Source organism: Pirellulaceae bacterium (genome assembly GCA_029243025.1).
GTDB lineage: Bacteria > Planctomycetota > Planctomycetia > Pirellulales > Pirellulaceae.
The window spans coordinates 35,191-50,910 of the sequence record JAQWSU010000009.1 but is presented as its reverse complement, the minus strand read 5'-3'; the positions used below and the strand labels follow the sequence as shown (position 1 = coordinate 50,910).

Below are 15,720 nucleotides of genomic sequence, written 5' to 3'. Positions count from 1 at the left end.
TGTCCCTCAAAATTCATCGCCCCGCCCCTCATCTATCAGAATGTCAGGATAACGTCCGTCTCCAGTGAGGGTGCCGACCAGCAGCCAGGACAAATTAAACTTCGCCACTTGCGAACCGCCCTTAGGTCCTCCTTCGAAATGTAAGTAAATCCAACCTTCACTGGAAGTCCCAGGCATTCCGGCTGTCAGGGAGGAATAGGCACTGGGACCGTCATAGACGAGTCGCTTCAAGGGCCAACTCTTTCCGCCATCGAAACTTGCCCAAACCGTCGCACGCTCCCGTTTCGCATTTGGCGTATCAATGTTACTAAAAATCAAGATATCCTTTCCCGCAACAGGCAATCGCACGAGCCCTCCCATGCAACCGTAAGACCGATGCTGGTGTCCGTCAGGCAGAACATCAACAATTTTCCAATCTTCCCAAGTCTGGCCACCGTCGTTGCTAACCGCACTTCGCCGGCGCGTATTTCGAGGTCGCTCCTGCCAGTGGACTCGCGAGTTGTAATAGAGCCGCCCATCGGAAAGCTCGGCCACGGCTGCTTCCCCAGTACCATTTTCGGGGAACGGATCGCTGGTTTTCCAGCTCTTGCCACCATCGTCGCTGTAGATCGCATTCGTATAGTGATTGGGCCACTCCTCGCGACTGTTTCGTTCACCGTAGTATCGACTCGGACGAATCAAGCGACCTTTGTGCTTACCATGTCGCAACGTGATACCGTGTTCATTCATGTGCATCGAGGGAAGATTGCCTCGGCTATCAGGCTCAATTTCAATGGCTTCAGCCTTCCAGCTACGCCCATCGTCTTGACTTCGGTAAACCGTGAGCGGGGCCGGAGGATGTTTGTCCTCGACAAACGCCAGAATGTCACCACAAGATTCATCCACCGTGATTCCACCTCCAGGAAAACCCGGCTCCGCAATCGTGATGACTTCGCCCCATGTCTGACCACCATCCTCACTTCGGCGAACACGCACCCCTGAGCTTCCCAAAGCGGCAAGCACCGTACCCTCTGTTGTCACCACGATGTTGGGAAAACGCTCGTTGGGAAACAATTGCTGCATCTCCTTGTGAGGCTTCCCCAAGAAAGGCGCAAGTTTACCCTCCTGCTCGCGCTCAGCGCCCCCTAATGACGGAACCCAAGTCCCCGTTGCGACAACGGTACAACAAAGCAAAAAAACAGATTGATTCATCGTAAATTTCCCCTCGATTTGCAGGGTGTAATATCAGCCGCTAAATTCGATTCGCGGCCTCCATCTCTTCAGTCAAACATTGCTGATAGGCCGCATGGGCCGCTTCATCCTCACGAGCCTTCTCACTGTAAAAGATAAATCCTAGCGCACGGCGAGAACGATTCAGCGTCAGATTACCATCTGCTCGATGCACTGTCATTGCATCATGAACCAGCAGATCACCAGGTTGGGCCCGCATCGCCACTTCACACTCAAGATCGGCGGCCAATGGATAGTCAACAATCCCCTGGCTGAATCCTAACGTCTGTGTCCGACTGTGGGCACGCATTCCCGATCGATGCGATCCTTGTACGTACCGAACACAACCGTTTTGTTCGTCAACTTCATCCAAGGCTAACCACATCGTGATCGCCTCACATGGATCAAGCATGAAGTAGTAGCCATCCTGATGAGGAGGCGTCGCCAAGCCGACGCCCGCTGGCTTGTTAAAATACTGCATATTTTTTGGGACCACCGACCCAGCCAGCAAGAACTCCGCCAGGCCACGTATCGCCTGCCCACGAAAGAGTTGATCAAACCAAGCATCGTGATTTCCCATCTGCTGAATCTGCTTGAGTGACGTCACATCGTCTTTATTTTCAAAGAAAACCTGATCGCCGGGCAAACCCGGTACCACCTCCCGAACAAATCGATCGACTCGATCCGTCAACTCCGCCATCGCCGCCGCATCGAAGAAACCGGGCAACAAAACAAAGCCATCTTTTTCGAATTTCCCCCTTAACTCACTGTTCGTTTTGCCAATCATTCCTCAGCTCCTCAACCCTCCTGCGAGTCTTTTCGGCCCAATTCCAGTTGCTAACGTTTTATCCGGTCACACGGTAGCATGGAAAGGATTTTTTCCAAAGCGTCTCTTCGTCCTGATATTGGCGTCAGAAATCGAACCGGGCATTCTGCAACTGACTCCCCACGAAAGAGAGATTCTCACATTCAAACCCGAAGCGAATCCTCAGGCCGACCGAGTCCAACTTACGACAGGTGCAGATCAATCCAGCTGGAAAAACATCGGCAATGGCTTGCTCAACTTGATCTGGCTGATCCGTGAGCAAAGGCACTTCTAATCAGGACCATCTCACGCTACGATTTTGTTCCCAATCTTGAAAATTTTAATAGAAACGCAAGGAGCCTTGAAATGCCACGATTGACGGCGCGGCTAGGAATTATCTCGGCAATGGGCTTGTTAATATTCCTCAGTTTGGGGAAGCACAGCGCAGCAGCCTCCGACCCCAAACCCATAAGCTCACAGTCAGAAGCAACGACGACTTCCGACATCGACATCGCACCCGACCGCCTGAAAATCGTCCTGCGACCGCTCACAAAGGCTCAATTAGAGGCAGAGCTAACGGGCTGGCTTCGCGTGCTCAGCAACCGCGTCGAACAGGTGGGCAACGCGGAGTGGTCGATAAAAACCGACAAAGAGCATGAGGATGGCAAAGAAAAAGGTCTAGACAAGGAACAGGAACAGGAGAAGGAGAAGGAGAAGGAGAAGCTCAAAACACTTAAGGATCAATTAATCAAATATCGCGAGCAGGAACTTTTGGCAAAAGAGCGGACAATGATCGTCATTAAGGCTTTGCAGAAAAAGGGCGGAGACACAAAAGACGCGGAACAGTTCATCGCTGCCATTTCAGATCTCGATGAGACCACCGACGCGACATCTAGACGAGCCGCCGTAATCGTTTTGATCACTGACTGGGTCCAGCGCGATGACGGCGGAAAACTCATGCTAAAAAAAATCGCAACTGCGTTGGTGATTTTACTTCTCGCTTGGGTGATCTCCAAGTTCGCGGGATCATTAACAGCGAGGACAATCTCGCGTTCGCCGAAGACATCCTTGCTATTAGTCGATTTTGTCCGCAGGACGACCGGTGGGACAATCTGTGTCATCGGTGTCTTAATGGCATTCAGTACCTTGGGTGTGCAAGTTGCTCCGATGTTAGCCGCCTTGGGTGCTGGTGGGTTTATCGTAGGCTTTGCTCTACAAGAAACCTTGGGAAGCTTTGCCAGCGGCATGATGATCATGATTTATCGTCCCTTTGACGTCGATGACTTCGTGACCGTCGCCGGCGTAGAAGGGACCGTCAAGGAAATGAGCTTGGTGGCAACGACGTTGCTGACGGTGGACAATAAAGTGCTAGTTATTCCCAATAAGAAAGCTTGGGGCGACGTCATCGTCAACTACACGGGCAAACATCTGCGTCGCATCGATCTCGTCTTCGGTATCGGATACGGCGATGACATCCAGCACGCTGTGAGAATACTGCAGGAGATCGCGAACCAACATCCGTTGGTGCTTGACGATCCTCAAGTGAATGTCAACGTCGACACGCTGGCGGATTCTTCGGTTAATCTCTTCTGTCGTCCTTGGGTCAAAACAAAAGACTACTGGAACGTTCGCTGGGATCTGATCCGACAGGTCAAGGAGCGTTTCGATGCAGAAGGAATCAGCATTCCCTATCCCCAACGGGATTTACACATGTATAGCGACACCCAGCCAGGCTAGATTCACGACGAGCAAACCACCATGACCGATCACCCCCCCTAAAACGCCAGACCGATTTGGGTCTGCCCCTGTTAGGCTCGAATTGTGTCAACAAGCTTCCGTTCGCGATCGGCCGGCCCCAAATAGTCTTTTGCACCCATCGCATCAAGCATGGTGTTATAAAGATCCAAGCCCTCGTGCCCGAGGTCCATGATTTGTCCAGTCTTAAACCGGCCGTTCGCTCCGCTAATCGCATGAAAGACGCCGGACAACTCTCGTTTGGGATCATTGTGCCGTCCATCCCCAGACTCTGTCGACACCGTGATCATGGAGTTTTCCAAGATGCTTTTTCCATTGGCATCCTTGCTTTCATCAAGCCGGGAGAGAAAGTAAGCAATTTCGCGCATTTTCATATGAGCATGGGCGCGCAATTGCGTATTTTCCTTTTCGGGTCGGAATCGGTGCCACCACTCGTGACTGCAGCCAAGATCACCGGACGCGTTCAAATCTTTGGCATCATTAAATTGATAGATGAGCCGCCCATTATATTCGTAATCTCCGGTTACCCTGAGTCGTTCGCCGGCAGCGAGAAAAGTGATCGAACCAAATCGAACTCGATCAAGCTCGATTGCTAATGCATAGAGGTCGGCCATGAGACGCCATTCGGCTGTCAGATCCGCCAGTCTCATATCGATCCCCTGACCGCCCGGATCGGCTTGTCCACCGTGAGCCAATTGGGACGCTGGCGGCAAGCCTGGAGCGCCCTGAGGGCGTTCCTTCATTTCATACGCACGTTGTTCAAACTCACGAATTCGATCAAGATGATCCGTAACGCGTGACTTTGACGCCGAACCAAGGGGTGAGTTTTTACCCGTGTAAAAACGATATTGTTCCATGACCGAATCCAGCACGCTACGTTTGAGGCGATCGCGTCTCACATCGGTTCCACGACTTAGGTTGACCGAACCAAACACACGTTCGAATACCTCGCGAGGACGTTCTTGCATGCTGGCAGCCACCGTCCCATCGTCGTTGTAACTGTGCACATAGCGTCCGACCCGACTGCGGCGGAAGAAAGTGCCGGCGACCAGTGTTGGAACCATCCCTGGCGGCAATCCATTCGGGTGATAAGTTCTACGCACGACTTGATCAATGGAAGCGCCACCTGATTTCGCTTCCCCCTGCGGCGGTTCTGCGGTAAACGCCCCCGTGGCTCCATCGAAGTGTGCATTTATTCCAGACTCATCACAACGCACTTGATCCACGTTGCGTAGGAGCAACAGTTTTTCGCGAAGCGGCTTGAGTGGCTCCAAAACACCATCCCAACCTTCGTTTTGCAGAGGAGCAGGAATTCCCAACCCAAAGAAGACGTTGAATGCCCTTTCCGGCACAGCGGATTGAATGGCCCCGCTCGCCGGACTCACAATCATTTCCTCAAGCAACGGCAAACCGATAGCGGTTGCTCCCAGACCTTTCAATACAGTGCGTCGGCTAATGCGTGATCTTTTCATACTCGACTCCTGTTTCCGATCAACTGCGATTCCAGCGGTATTTCGCCCGCATCCATGCCCTCAACCCTCAGCCATCAATCAACCTGCTCGACTTCGGTTCGTGTCATCTGCACGAGATCGCTGGCGACGATGGCTTTGAGCAGACCTCGGTACGTGCCGCCATTTCGTTTGGCGACGCGGTGAATCTCTTCTACTGCGGCAGCATCAATCGCCACCAAAGGTCGTCCCAAGGCAAATTGAGTCAATTTCCAGGTGATCGATTGATTGACACGTTCATTCTTCGCCAGCAGATCCATCAGCTCGGCAATCGACTGATAAGGCACGGGCTTGGCTGTTCCCGGCACGAGAATCTGACCATCTTGCCGCAGATCATTTCCATGTTCATCCCGTTCGTGGACGGTTCCCAACCCATCAAACTTTTCAAGGCCAAAGGCGAGCGGTTCAAATTTCGCATGACAACCACCGCAGTTTGAATTGCCAATTCGATCCATGGCAATTGACCGTTGCGTCAGTCCGGCTTTAGTAGGTATCGGCGTGGTATTGACGCCGGGTGGAGGATCCTTGACAACTCCTCGCAAAAAATCATGCATAACCAAGAGGCCTCGCGTTACCATCGATGCCTCATCGCCGCCGACCGTGAGGAGACTGCCTTGCGTAAGGATCCCACCGCGAGCCGGATCCGTGGTCAAGTCATAACGCAATAAGTCATCATCTCCATCGACAACCTGGCCTTGCCCCTGCAATCCATAATGTTGGGCAAGCCGAGGGGTCGCGTAGGTCACCTGGGCATTGAGCAGATCCGCCAGTGGCCGATTTTGCCTCCAAACAACGTCATGAAAAAACGCCAAGGTTTCCTCTCGCATATCGCCCGCCAAAGCCGGATTCCAATCAGGATAGCGTTGAGGGTTTGGCTGCAGATTGCCGAGCCGATCAAGATTGAGCCATTCGGAAACGAAGCGAGAGGAATGCTCCACCGCCCGTGAATCACCAAGCATCCGTTCCAGCTGTGCTGCGGCTTCCTGGGAATCAAACAAAGCGCCCGATTCGGCCGCGCGAATCAATTCGTCATCTGGCGGCCCGCCCCACACGATGTAGCTGATCCGCGAAGCCAGTTCGTACTCGTCAACCGGCTCCAGTGAACCATCACCCACTTGGTTCTCAATTCGATAAATAAAACGAGGCGATTGTAACATCGCCTCAAGAATGTGGCCGATTGCTTCTTCATAGTCACCGCCACTGCCCGCAGTGGTGGTGGAGATTCCTCGGTAAGCAATAATTTCGCGTTCACTGATCGGCCCACGCAGAATCCGTTTACCCATTTCCGAAATCAGTTTCCCCATATCCTTGTCAGTGAATCTCTGACGTTTCGAAAACGTGCGGGCAAACGCAATCACGTCAACCCGTTCCACGATGATCTCCGCGAGCCGGGCGTAGGATTCAACATGTTTTAGATCGACGTTGAGATTGTAGGCGGTGTTGCTGAAACCGTCTGCACGCAGATCGCGCGGCAATAATCCCCGCGCTTCACTGGCAATGTCGACTCCCAACGCGCTCTTCACACTTTCGATGTACTCAGGAACGGTGAGGCGACGCAACCAGTTTTGATTTCCTTGCCCGCTGTGAGCATAAATGGCAGGGTCGATTTGCTGAACCGACCAAGCAGCACCGTCGTCTATCCATGCTTTCAACGATTGCTTTTCGCGTTCAGATAACGGCGGACGATCGTGCGGCATTTCATCCGAGGCCACCGTATTCCAAAGTAGACTATCCGCAGAGTTGCCGGCGACAATGACCGCCCCACTGTCGCCACCTGCGAGTGCATTTCGTTTTTTTGAGAGATCAAGCCCGCCCTGCTGGGCAGTCGAGTCGTGACACTCCAGACAATGATGAGCCAAGAGGGGCGCAATCTTTGTCTGAAAATGTTCGGATCGCAGATCTCGTTTCGCCAGCGCCGGTGCGGGCGATTTTGCATTCGGACCGGCTCGGAAGTTTTGCTCGATTTCACGAGGCGACAAATCGCGTTTATAGACGGCGACCAAATGATAGGTACCTCGCCAGGGACGTCCACCGCCCCACTCATTGGCTAAGGCAAACTCGTAATCGTCATCCCAGTTCGACGTCGCTCCAGGAACTTTACCGGAAACCTTCCGATCGCCATTCAGAAAAAGGGCTGCCCGTCCCTTCCGACCACGAATGTAGACAACATGAGTTAGTTTTGACTGCACACTCTGCCTCGGAGAACTGATTGATGGCAAGCCATTTGCACTTCTGGAAGTCGTTCGAAAACGAACGTCATAGCGATCACCATCTTGACCTAGTGTCACATTTCGATTCGAACCATTTCGCGAGAGTGTCACGATCCGAGCCGGTCCCGCCTGGTTCGTATTGGCAGGCTCCACCCACGCTTCGATCGTGATTTCCCCCGCTCGTCGAATTGCAGTGCTCACTCGTCGCGGTGTCCCTTCCGAGCCAATCAATGTGTCGCCGATAACCTCCAGTGAGCCTGCCTTTCGACGCACAGAACTCATCGCTTCGATCTTCAAGTCAATGGGCTCCCCCGTGCCGGCACGATCCTTGACCATCGTACCGGTCGACGAACTGAAATCGTAGAACGCGACAAGACCAGTCACCACTCGGCGTGCCGCTGTTTTTTTCAAACTAGCGTTTCCTTCGTCGTCAGCTTGTTCGGCAAGCAAGATCGATGCTCCCAAGTGCAGGGGAACCACCATCGCCCAAAAGACAAAGCTTCTCAATGGCATCGCATTATCTACAAACATGGCTCACTCAAGGGCTTAAAAAATTGGATTATGGACCCTCATCATAACCTTTTCAGTCCATCAACTGGAGCTTTCGGCGCCACGTCTTGCGGCTGAGAACTCCCTGATCACGCGGACCCTTCATTCCAAGATTTAATTCAACAACAAGACACGCACCAAGTCACCAGCAGAATTATGGCCTGAAATGAAGTGGGAGACACCATCCGCATGTCTGCTGAACCGAGCGTAGCTCGCTCGCCTGAACGACGGGCATCCGCCGAGAAAACGCAAATGGCCTCGAGAAAGACTCCCGTGACGAGCCAGGCAACGCCAATCGGCTCAATCGACAAACTTGCGTCGATTGAGCCGGACTTGAGATACTAAGATTTTCCGTACCGTTCAGCGTCTGTTTTAGCTGCGACGTCGCCTCGGCAAACCAATCAACATGGCGAGTCCCAAAAGCACGATCGTCGAGGGCTCGGGGACGGCTGCTGCAGCCGGCCGAGGTCCATTTTCGTAAGCGCCACTTTGAAACGCTGCGACAAAATCAGAACTGTCGAACAACTGGTCCGCATTCCAATCTCCCGCAGCCCAGCCTGCCGGATTCCCGGTCTCATATTGACCCGCCTGAAAAGCAACCACAAAGTCGCTTGAATCAAACATGCCATCCAAGTTGGCATCACCAAGCCAGGTTTTCTTCAGGTCTTCGACCCAAACGGAATGGTCAGCCACATTGACTAAATTATCAGCGTTCAAATCGAACTCAGCACTGTTGCTACCCGCAACGATTTCGGCCGTCAGCAGATCAATATCCGCTGCATCCAAAACGCTGTCCCCATTAAAATCACCCGGGTTAGCAGGAGTGAAGTCCCCTTTCGCCGCGTTCCAGATGGTTTGAACTTCATCCTCAGTCAGCACGCGATCGAGCCAGATCGCAACCTCGTCTTGAGCACCAGAATGCGTCGTCGTTGCCAAGGGGTCATCATGCCGACCGCCAATTTTCGCATCATCCGTATTGACACCCCAACCCCATTCGGTGATCACCAAATTATCGGTGCGATCTTCTCCATTAATCCACACCTGAATGTTTTCCGCACGTTCGTCGGGTGCACCGCTTGTCGAAGCGACAACGTGAAACCAACCATACTCAGCCTTGATCAAAGCTCGATCGGGAGCAGCATCATCAATCGTGAATAAGGTTCGCTCAGCAAATTCACCCGCTTCGTTCGGATTGACCGCGACGACAAGGCCTTCGTTCGCAACGTTGACTTGGAAACTCGTCTCTTCGTCGATCAAGTTGTTGGTGAATAGCCGGTCGCCCCCCTGTGCAAAGTCGGCCCGAAAAAAGAGCGATACGGTCATCGCACTGGCGCCGTAGTTCTCGGAAGGCCCCAGAATGAGATGGCCCTCATTATTGCTGCAGTGCGCTAAATTATCTTCACCACCGACACCAGGGATGGCGACTTCTTCGTATTCGTACTCGTCGTCTCCATCGAGCCCTTCGTTTGTAAACAAAGGCCCTTCACATCCGGCCTCCGGGAATCCGTCATCGTAGTCACCGTTGTAACCACCCGGTGCCGCGTTTCCCATGCTATCGTGAACGCCACCATCCGCATTCGGCTCGTTCAGCTGATAAAAATAAGTCGGCCCCAAGCTCTTGATGGCAGCTTCATAAATCGTGTCAGCCGAAACGGCCTGCAGGACCCAAAGCGGCAGTAAGCAGGAAACTCCCCACGCAAAACATTGACGCATCGACAACACGTTCATGTAGTCTCTCCCAAGTGATTCTCAAAAGGCCCTGTGGTATTAGGGCTCGCCGATCCAGTTCTTCGTTGCAAATCGCTACTGTTTGTATCCTAACAACTGCACCAAGCAAACGACATGGACTGTTTGGAATGCACTCACCAATTGTGGAAATTATGCCAATTTGGCTGTTTGAGGACACGATCTGACAAGTAGCTGAAACATCAGCGTCCAAGTCCCATCGACTGCTCCCGTTGATCACAAAACGGCGGGAAAGTGATGGACGAAGGCTTGGCTGTAATCGAGGGAGCGAGGTGCGGGCAAGAATCCGCTCAAAACGGCCCACCACCGCGCGAAACAAGCGCAAGGATTCTTTGCAGATAAAACCCAGGCCTGCCCGACCCTACCAACGGACGCCGGAAGGGTCGCGATTCGGCTGGTTGGCAACACACCCCCCAGACGCTCCGAAGAAAGCGATCGTTCCCCATCAAGGCTTGACATCCGTACCCCGAAGCCACATACTAAAGGAAGTCGTTATTGAGACTCAATCTCACAGGCAGTCACCCATGTCCAGCGCGAAACTCCAAACCCAACGAACCGACCAGGAAACAAATCCGGTCGTTTGTCATTGTTTTCGAGTTCGAGAGTCAAAAATACGTGAAGCGATCGAGCTTTACGGAGCCACGAGCCTCGGGGAAATCAGGCAGCAAACCAATGCGGGCGGTGGCTGTCATGGCTGCCAATGCCGAATCAAACGAATGCTCGCCGGTGAACGTCCGGTCTGTAGTGTTTTTCAGACTTGCAACAGTTGTGGCTTTAACGCCCAATGCTGCGATTGCAAGGTTGCTTGAGTCTGACGTGCGGACGGCATCGCCGAACGCTCGCCTCTGTTCGCCCAAGGTCAGCGACTCATAGCTCCCGATCACCCTGCTCCGATCACCCTGCTCCGATCACCCTGCTCCGATCACCCTGCTCCGATCACCCTGCTCCGATCACCCTGCGCCGATCACCCTGCGCCGATCACCCTGCGCCGATCACCCTGCGCCGATCACCCTGCTCCGATCACCCTGCGCCGATCAGATAGATTGGCATGTCATCGCAGCGTCTCGAAGTAGCGAACAAACTACCCTTGGGTCGCTTCTCCCATTTGTTGGGCCAAGTAGTGTTGGATTCCAACTCGCTTGATCAGGTCAAGTTGCGACTCGCACCAGTCAATACTTTCTTCGGACTCAACGACCATTGCTTCCATGAGGTCTTTGCTTCCCGCATCCTTTTCGGAAATCGCAAGTTGAATCGCGTCGTTGTAGGTGCTGACTCCCATCGTCTCCAGCTTCAACGAATTCTCAATCTGCTCTTCTGGGGTTGCCCCCACGTTGATCACGCCATAGCGAGCGATTTCTGGTACTCCGTCAAGAAACAGAATTCGATCAATCACTCGTTCGGCGTGCTGCATCTCTTCGATCGATTCGTCGTAGAAATGTTTTGCCAATTTGTGAAGCCCCCAATCTTTACACATCTTGGAACTAATGAAGTATAAGTTGATCGCGGTAAGTTCGATCGTTAGACCAGCGTTCAATGCCTCGACAACTTTTTCACTACCTTTCATCACGTTTCTCCTCTCGACTGCTTATTCAGACGGTTACAGGCAAATCCACTACTTGCTGGCAAACGTCATTATTAATTACAGACAACTCGCTATCGTCTTGAGTGTATCGGCTGACCCACAATGTGGCTACAGGACAACCTGTGGTTGGCTACGATCCGGGTTCACGCACTCCGAGGCCAAAGAATCGAGTCACGTCTGCCGAAACCAATTGAGATATTGAGTGATCGTCTCAGCTAGGTCATTGAGGCTCTTTCAATGGAGATCGGATTTACTCAACTTCCTGTGTGTTGTGCGCAATGACTCGCAGAATAGAACACTTCGACAAGCATCCTAGCCGAACGGTTGATTCGGTGGTGTTAGCTGAAATCGAGTCTCAAATCAGTGAACGCTTAAAAAAGACGGCGAAAAATATTTCATTTTTTTCATCGGCAGAAAAGCCGAACCTCGACGAAACGGCTTAAACACGATCAGCATCAGACAGAGCACGCCTCCCCGAGCAGTTGCGCCCCGCGGGTCGCCGATCCAGTCAGCGCCGAACGAAAAATCGGCATGGCTTTGATCAAGTATCCAATCGATGGTTCGGTAAATCACGGACATGCTCTAATCCATTAGATAATTCGGAATCCACAACACGAGTTGTGGTACCAAAATGATCAGCACCAAGACCAGAACATTGGCTAACAAAAAGGGACTCGCGTTCCGAAATATCACACCGATACGTAATCCCGAGACCGCCGAACATACATTCAAACAATTACCAACCGGCGGCGTGCAGGCTCCCACCGCCAATCCCGACACCAAGACAACTCCAAATAAGATCGGTGAAATACCGTTTTGTTCGACTGCCGGCAGGAAGACTGGCGTCAGCAGCAGAATCGCAGGGCTGACATCGACGAACGTTCCGGCGGCAAGAATCATCAGTCCGATCATCAACATCATCAGGGTGGGTGACAAACCCAATCCGGTCACAGCAGCGGCAACGGTCTCTGGGACGCGTTCATAAGCTAATACCCAAATGAAAACTTGACTCAGCGCGATAATCATCATAATTTTCGCACTTGTCAAAATGGATGATCGCAAGGCACTGTAAAACCGAGACAGGGTCAAATGGCGCGTCACGGCGAACCCGACTCCTGTTGCGTAAAGGACACCTAGCCCTGCCGATTCGGTTGCTGTTGCAATCCCGCCAACCACAGCTCCAACGACAAACAGGGGCATGATTAACACGTAAATGCTTCGCAAGACTTCGCTGGCGATTTGCCTTCCGGAGTAAGTCCGTTGCTCGGTGGGATAATTCTGTCGGACGGAAACCACCGAGACGAGAAGCAGCTGAAATAGGCCGACCAATAGGCCGGGAACGAGGCCCCCAAGAAACAACTTCCCGACGGATTGCTGCGCGGTGACAGCAAAAATAACCATCGGGATACTTGGGGGAATAATCATTCCCATGGTCGATGAAGCCACGGTGATTCCAGCAGCAAACCCCTTCGGATAACCACGTTGTTCCATCTCCGGTATCAGCACCGAACCGATCGAGGCCGTGTCGGAAGCGGATGAACCGGAGATCCCCCCGAACAACATACTTGCCGCAACGTTAACAAGCCCAAGTCCTCCTCGAAAACGCCCCACGAACATCAGACAAAAACTGATCAGACGCGTCGTAATCCCCCCAGCATTCATCAGTTGGCCCATCAGAATGAACAAGGGCAAGGCGATCAGTGCATAGGCATCCATGCCGGCATAAAATCGCTGAGGTAACACAATCATCAACTCTGGCCGTAACACCACAAAGTAGACAAGTGTTGCAAGACCAAGTGAATAGGCAATTGGGATTCCGACAATCAGGCAGGCGGCAAAACTAACCAACAACAGTGTCATTGGGTGCCTCGTTCGGAATTCGTTCCCCGCGACTTGGAGTCATCCGTCAACAATTGCACCAGTCGAGTGATGCAATAGAACACGGCAAGACCACAACCGATTGGAAGGCAAAGCTGGGCAACAATCCTCGGCAGTCCCGTGGCGGGCATCAAGAAATGGCCGGTGAAATAGATCCAACGAATGCTCAAAACAACAAGCGTTGCGTTGAGAACAGCGATACAAACCAGCGTCCCCCCATCGATGAATCGCTGCGTGCGAATCGGCAGCCTATCGACCACAGCCGATATCGAAATATGTTCTCGTTGACCGATTGCCACCGCTGCGCCGATTGCAGTCGTGTAGACAAACAAAATGGTAATCGTTTCATTCGCGCCGGTAATTGAGGAGTTGAAGGCATAACGAAGAACCACCAGCGTCACGATAATCAAGGCAATCGCCAACAAGCCAAGTGCAAGCACAAACTCGAGGATCTTCGTCAGTAAAGACTCAAAATTATTCATCATTCACCGCGGGCAGCTTGCCTTGCTCTTTCGACTTCTTCCCACGTCAAATCTCCTTTTTGAACGTAGTAATCATAAACCGGTTTAACCGCTTCTCGAAATGGCAATAGCTCCGACCCCGCTACTTGATTAACCGCCAGTTTCTGGGAAAGCTTATTGATGAATTCTTCCTCTTGCTTTCGATTGAGTTGATCGCTGTAGGCGATTGCTTCACGAGCCACGCGATCAAATATCTGCTGCAAGTCAGTAGGTAAAGACTCATACCAATCAAGATTCACCAGCATGGGGTCGGGGCCTGTGGCATAGTTGGTAATGGTCATAAACTTTGAGACTTCAAACACTTTGTAATCCCAAATGTTCGACGGTGGATTATCCTGTCCATCGACCACACCCATCTGCAAGGCTTGGTAGATTTCTACCGCGGGAATTTCTTGAGGGTTCGCACCAAAAGCCAGAGCTGTCTGGACAAATACTTCTTGCGGAGGCACTCGCATTTTGAGTCCAGCCAAATCATCGGGATGGGTAATTGGCCTCACATTGTTGGTGTGTGCGCGAAAGCCTTGCGAGATACCGGTAGCAGGGATGTGCCAACCGCGTTCCCTTGCACCTTGGTTCAACTCTTTCATGAAGTCGCTATTGACGAGAGTGATGGCTTGGTCCCAACCATCCACGAGAAACGGCAGAGTCAGCAACATGTATTTTGGATTTGCGTCTGCAAAGAATCCACCTCGAGTTCCCTGCAGCGCGCCGGTTGCCACAAGGTCCATCAATTCTCGCTCGGTACCCAGCACTCCACCAAAATACAGCTCAACCTGAATACGTCCGTCCGTTTGTTGTTCAAGTTGCTCCTTGAAAAAAAGCATCGACTGACTCCGCAAGGATCCAATCGGCTGCTCATTCGAATAGGCAAACACCAAGGGTCGATCCGCACGTTCACAGGCTGGAAGCAACAGCAAGCATCCCAGCACAAAAAACAAACGTTGCATCCGCAACATGCGGCACCTTTCAATTCCGTTCATCTACCAAGCGATATCGGCTGGAAAAAACTCGCCGATCAAATCTTGATAGTAGGGTTTCAGCTGCTCGACATTCGGAGGCTCGGTGCTCTTGGTGTAGAGATCGTAAGGGTTAAATTCCTTCACCCAATGGAAGTATTCCCGATCCTGTTCATTCATGAACCGGCCGTATTCACCCTCGCGATGAGCTGAATAAAACGAATGATAACGCAAGATATACTGAGCTTCGGTGGGCAAATAAGCTTTCGTGACGTGATAAATATATTCGTCGTGCCCCCACGACATCAGCAAATTCTCAAATCCACAGCCAGCTTCATAGATCCCAAACTCCGATTGGTATTCTTCATTTTGGTAATCAGGATTATCTTGGAAGAATTCGGAGTAAACGATCTTTTCGGAAAACTTGCAGCCGACTGGAAATGTATCCCCCACAACCGCCCATTGTGGTTCATCCCACAAACAAAGTACTTTTCCCAAATCGTGAATCAATCCGGCCAGAATGAACCAGCGTGGGTGTCCATCGGCGCGAATCGCCTCTGATGTTTGTAATAAATGCTGAATCTGGGACAGGTCGGTATCTGGATCACTGTCATCAACAAGCGTGTTCAGATACTCCAAGCCCTTCCACACCCCCATCCGTCGCTGATTGAGCGAGAGAAATTCCTCCCGCTTGGCTCGGACGAAATCAACCGTTTGATAAAGGTGATTCAATCGATAGAATTCACGCACCGAATGACGTGCCTCTTTTTCATAATCACGAAACTCGTTCTGTTTTTTCTCAGCGTTTGTGAACTGCGATGATTTCCCCACCTGCTCTGGCTCAGGATATCTTCGCAACAAGTCATCTTCCCACTCGTGCAAATCATCCAAGGGCTGTTCGTCATTTCGACCATTCGAAGAGACCATGAGAATTCCTATTCCGTAACAACGCCAGCTTGAAAGAGTCAGCAAGAAAAATACCTTCTACCGGTCGGTAGTCT

11 protein-coding genes are annotated in these 15,720 nt (G+C 52.0%); 1 reads left to right on the top strand and 10 read right to left on the bottom strand.

The annotated features are described in order from the left end of the window. Window positions 1-6 precede the first annotated feature (6 nt). Together P8N76_04330 and P8N76_04325 are read right to left on the bottom strand one after the other, a co-directional pair. Window positions 7-1,191, bottom strand: coding sequence for a sialidase family protein (locus tag P8N76_04330; protein MDG2380877.1), 1,185 nt, complete (start codon window positions 1,189-1,191; stop codon window positions 7-9). 40 nt (window positions 1,192-1,231) lie between these two features. Next, on the bottom strand, window positions 1,232-1,996 hold the full coding sequence (locus P8N76_04325) for a phytanoyl-CoA dioxygenase family protein (GenBank protein ID MDG2380876.1): 765 nt from the start codon (window positions 1,994-1,996) through the stop codon (window positions 1,232-1,234). Window positions 1,997-2,380: 384 nt separating this feature from the next. Between P8N76_04325 and P8N76_04320 the strand changes: the two genes are divergently transcribed. Continuing rightward, window positions 2,381-3,751 carry a mechanosensitive ion channel family protein gene (locus P8N76_04320; protein MDG2380875.1) on the top strand — a complete coding sequence of 457 codons (1,371 nt, stop codon included), beginning with the start codon at window positions 2,381-2,383 and terminating at the stop codon, window positions 3,749-3,751. A gap of 71 nt (window positions 3,752-3,822) precedes the next feature. On the opposite strand, the gene P8N76_04315 is transcribed toward P8N76_04320, so the two are convergent. From P8N76_04315 to P8N76_04280, 8 genes are all read right to left on the bottom strand, one after another. Then, entirely contained in the window at window positions 3,823-5,241 is a 1,419-nt protein-coding gene (locus P8N76_04315; protein MDG2380874.1) for a DUF1552 domain-containing protein, read from the bottom strand. A 74-nt stretch (window positions 5,242-5,315) separates the two neighbouring features. Then, a complete protein-coding gene (locus tag P8N76_04310; protein ID MDG2380873.1) occupies window positions 5,316-8,018 on the bottom strand; it encodes a DUF1592 domain-containing protein in 2,703 nt (900 codons plus the stop codon). A gap of 390 nt (window positions 8,019-8,408) precedes the next feature. Further along, window positions 8,409-9,764: a PEP-CTERM sorting domain-containing protein gene (locus P8N76_04305; GenBank protein MDG2380872.1), complete on the bottom strand. Its 1,356-nt coding sequence runs from the start codon at window positions 9,762-9,764 to the stop codon at window positions 8,409-8,411. Window positions 9,765-10,863: 1,099 nt separating this feature from the next. Further along, the gene (gene bfr, locus P8N76_04300; GenBank protein ID MDG2380871.1) at window positions 10,864-11,346 is read right to left on the bottom strand and encodes a bacterioferritin; all 483 of its coding nucleotides are present in this window, start codon (window positions 11,344-11,346) and stop codon (window positions 10,864-10,866) included. Between the two features lie 600 nt (window positions 11,347-11,946). Continuing rightward, a complete protein-coding gene (locus tag P8N76_04295) occupies window positions 11,947-13,224 on the bottom strand; it encodes a TRAP transporter large permease (protein ID MDG2380870.1) in 1,278 nt (425 codons plus the stop codon). Continuing rightward, on the bottom strand, window positions 13,221-13,727 hold the full coding sequence (locus tag P8N76_04290) for a TRAP transporter small permease (protein MDG2380869.1): 507 nt from the start codon (window positions 13,725-13,727) through the stop codon (window positions 13,221-13,223). The genes P8N76_04295 and P8N76_04290 overlap by 4 nt, the downstream gene beginning before the upstream one ends. Next, window positions 13,724-14,719 (bottom strand): TRAP transporter substrate-binding protein, encoded by a 996-nt coding sequence (locus P8N76_04285; GenBank protein MDG2380868.1) that lies wholly within the window; start codon window positions 14,717-14,719, stop codon window positions 13,724-13,726. The genes P8N76_04290 and P8N76_04285 overlap by 4 nt, the downstream gene beginning before the upstream one ends. Before the next feature lie 24 nt (window positions 14,720-14,743). Beyond that, on the bottom strand, window positions 14,744-15,646 hold the full coding sequence (locus P8N76_04280) for an inositol oxygenase family protein (GenBank protein ID MDG2380867.1): 903 nt from the start codon (window positions 15,644-15,646) through the stop codon (window positions 14,744-14,746). Window positions 15,647-15,720 lie beyond the last annotated feature (74 nt).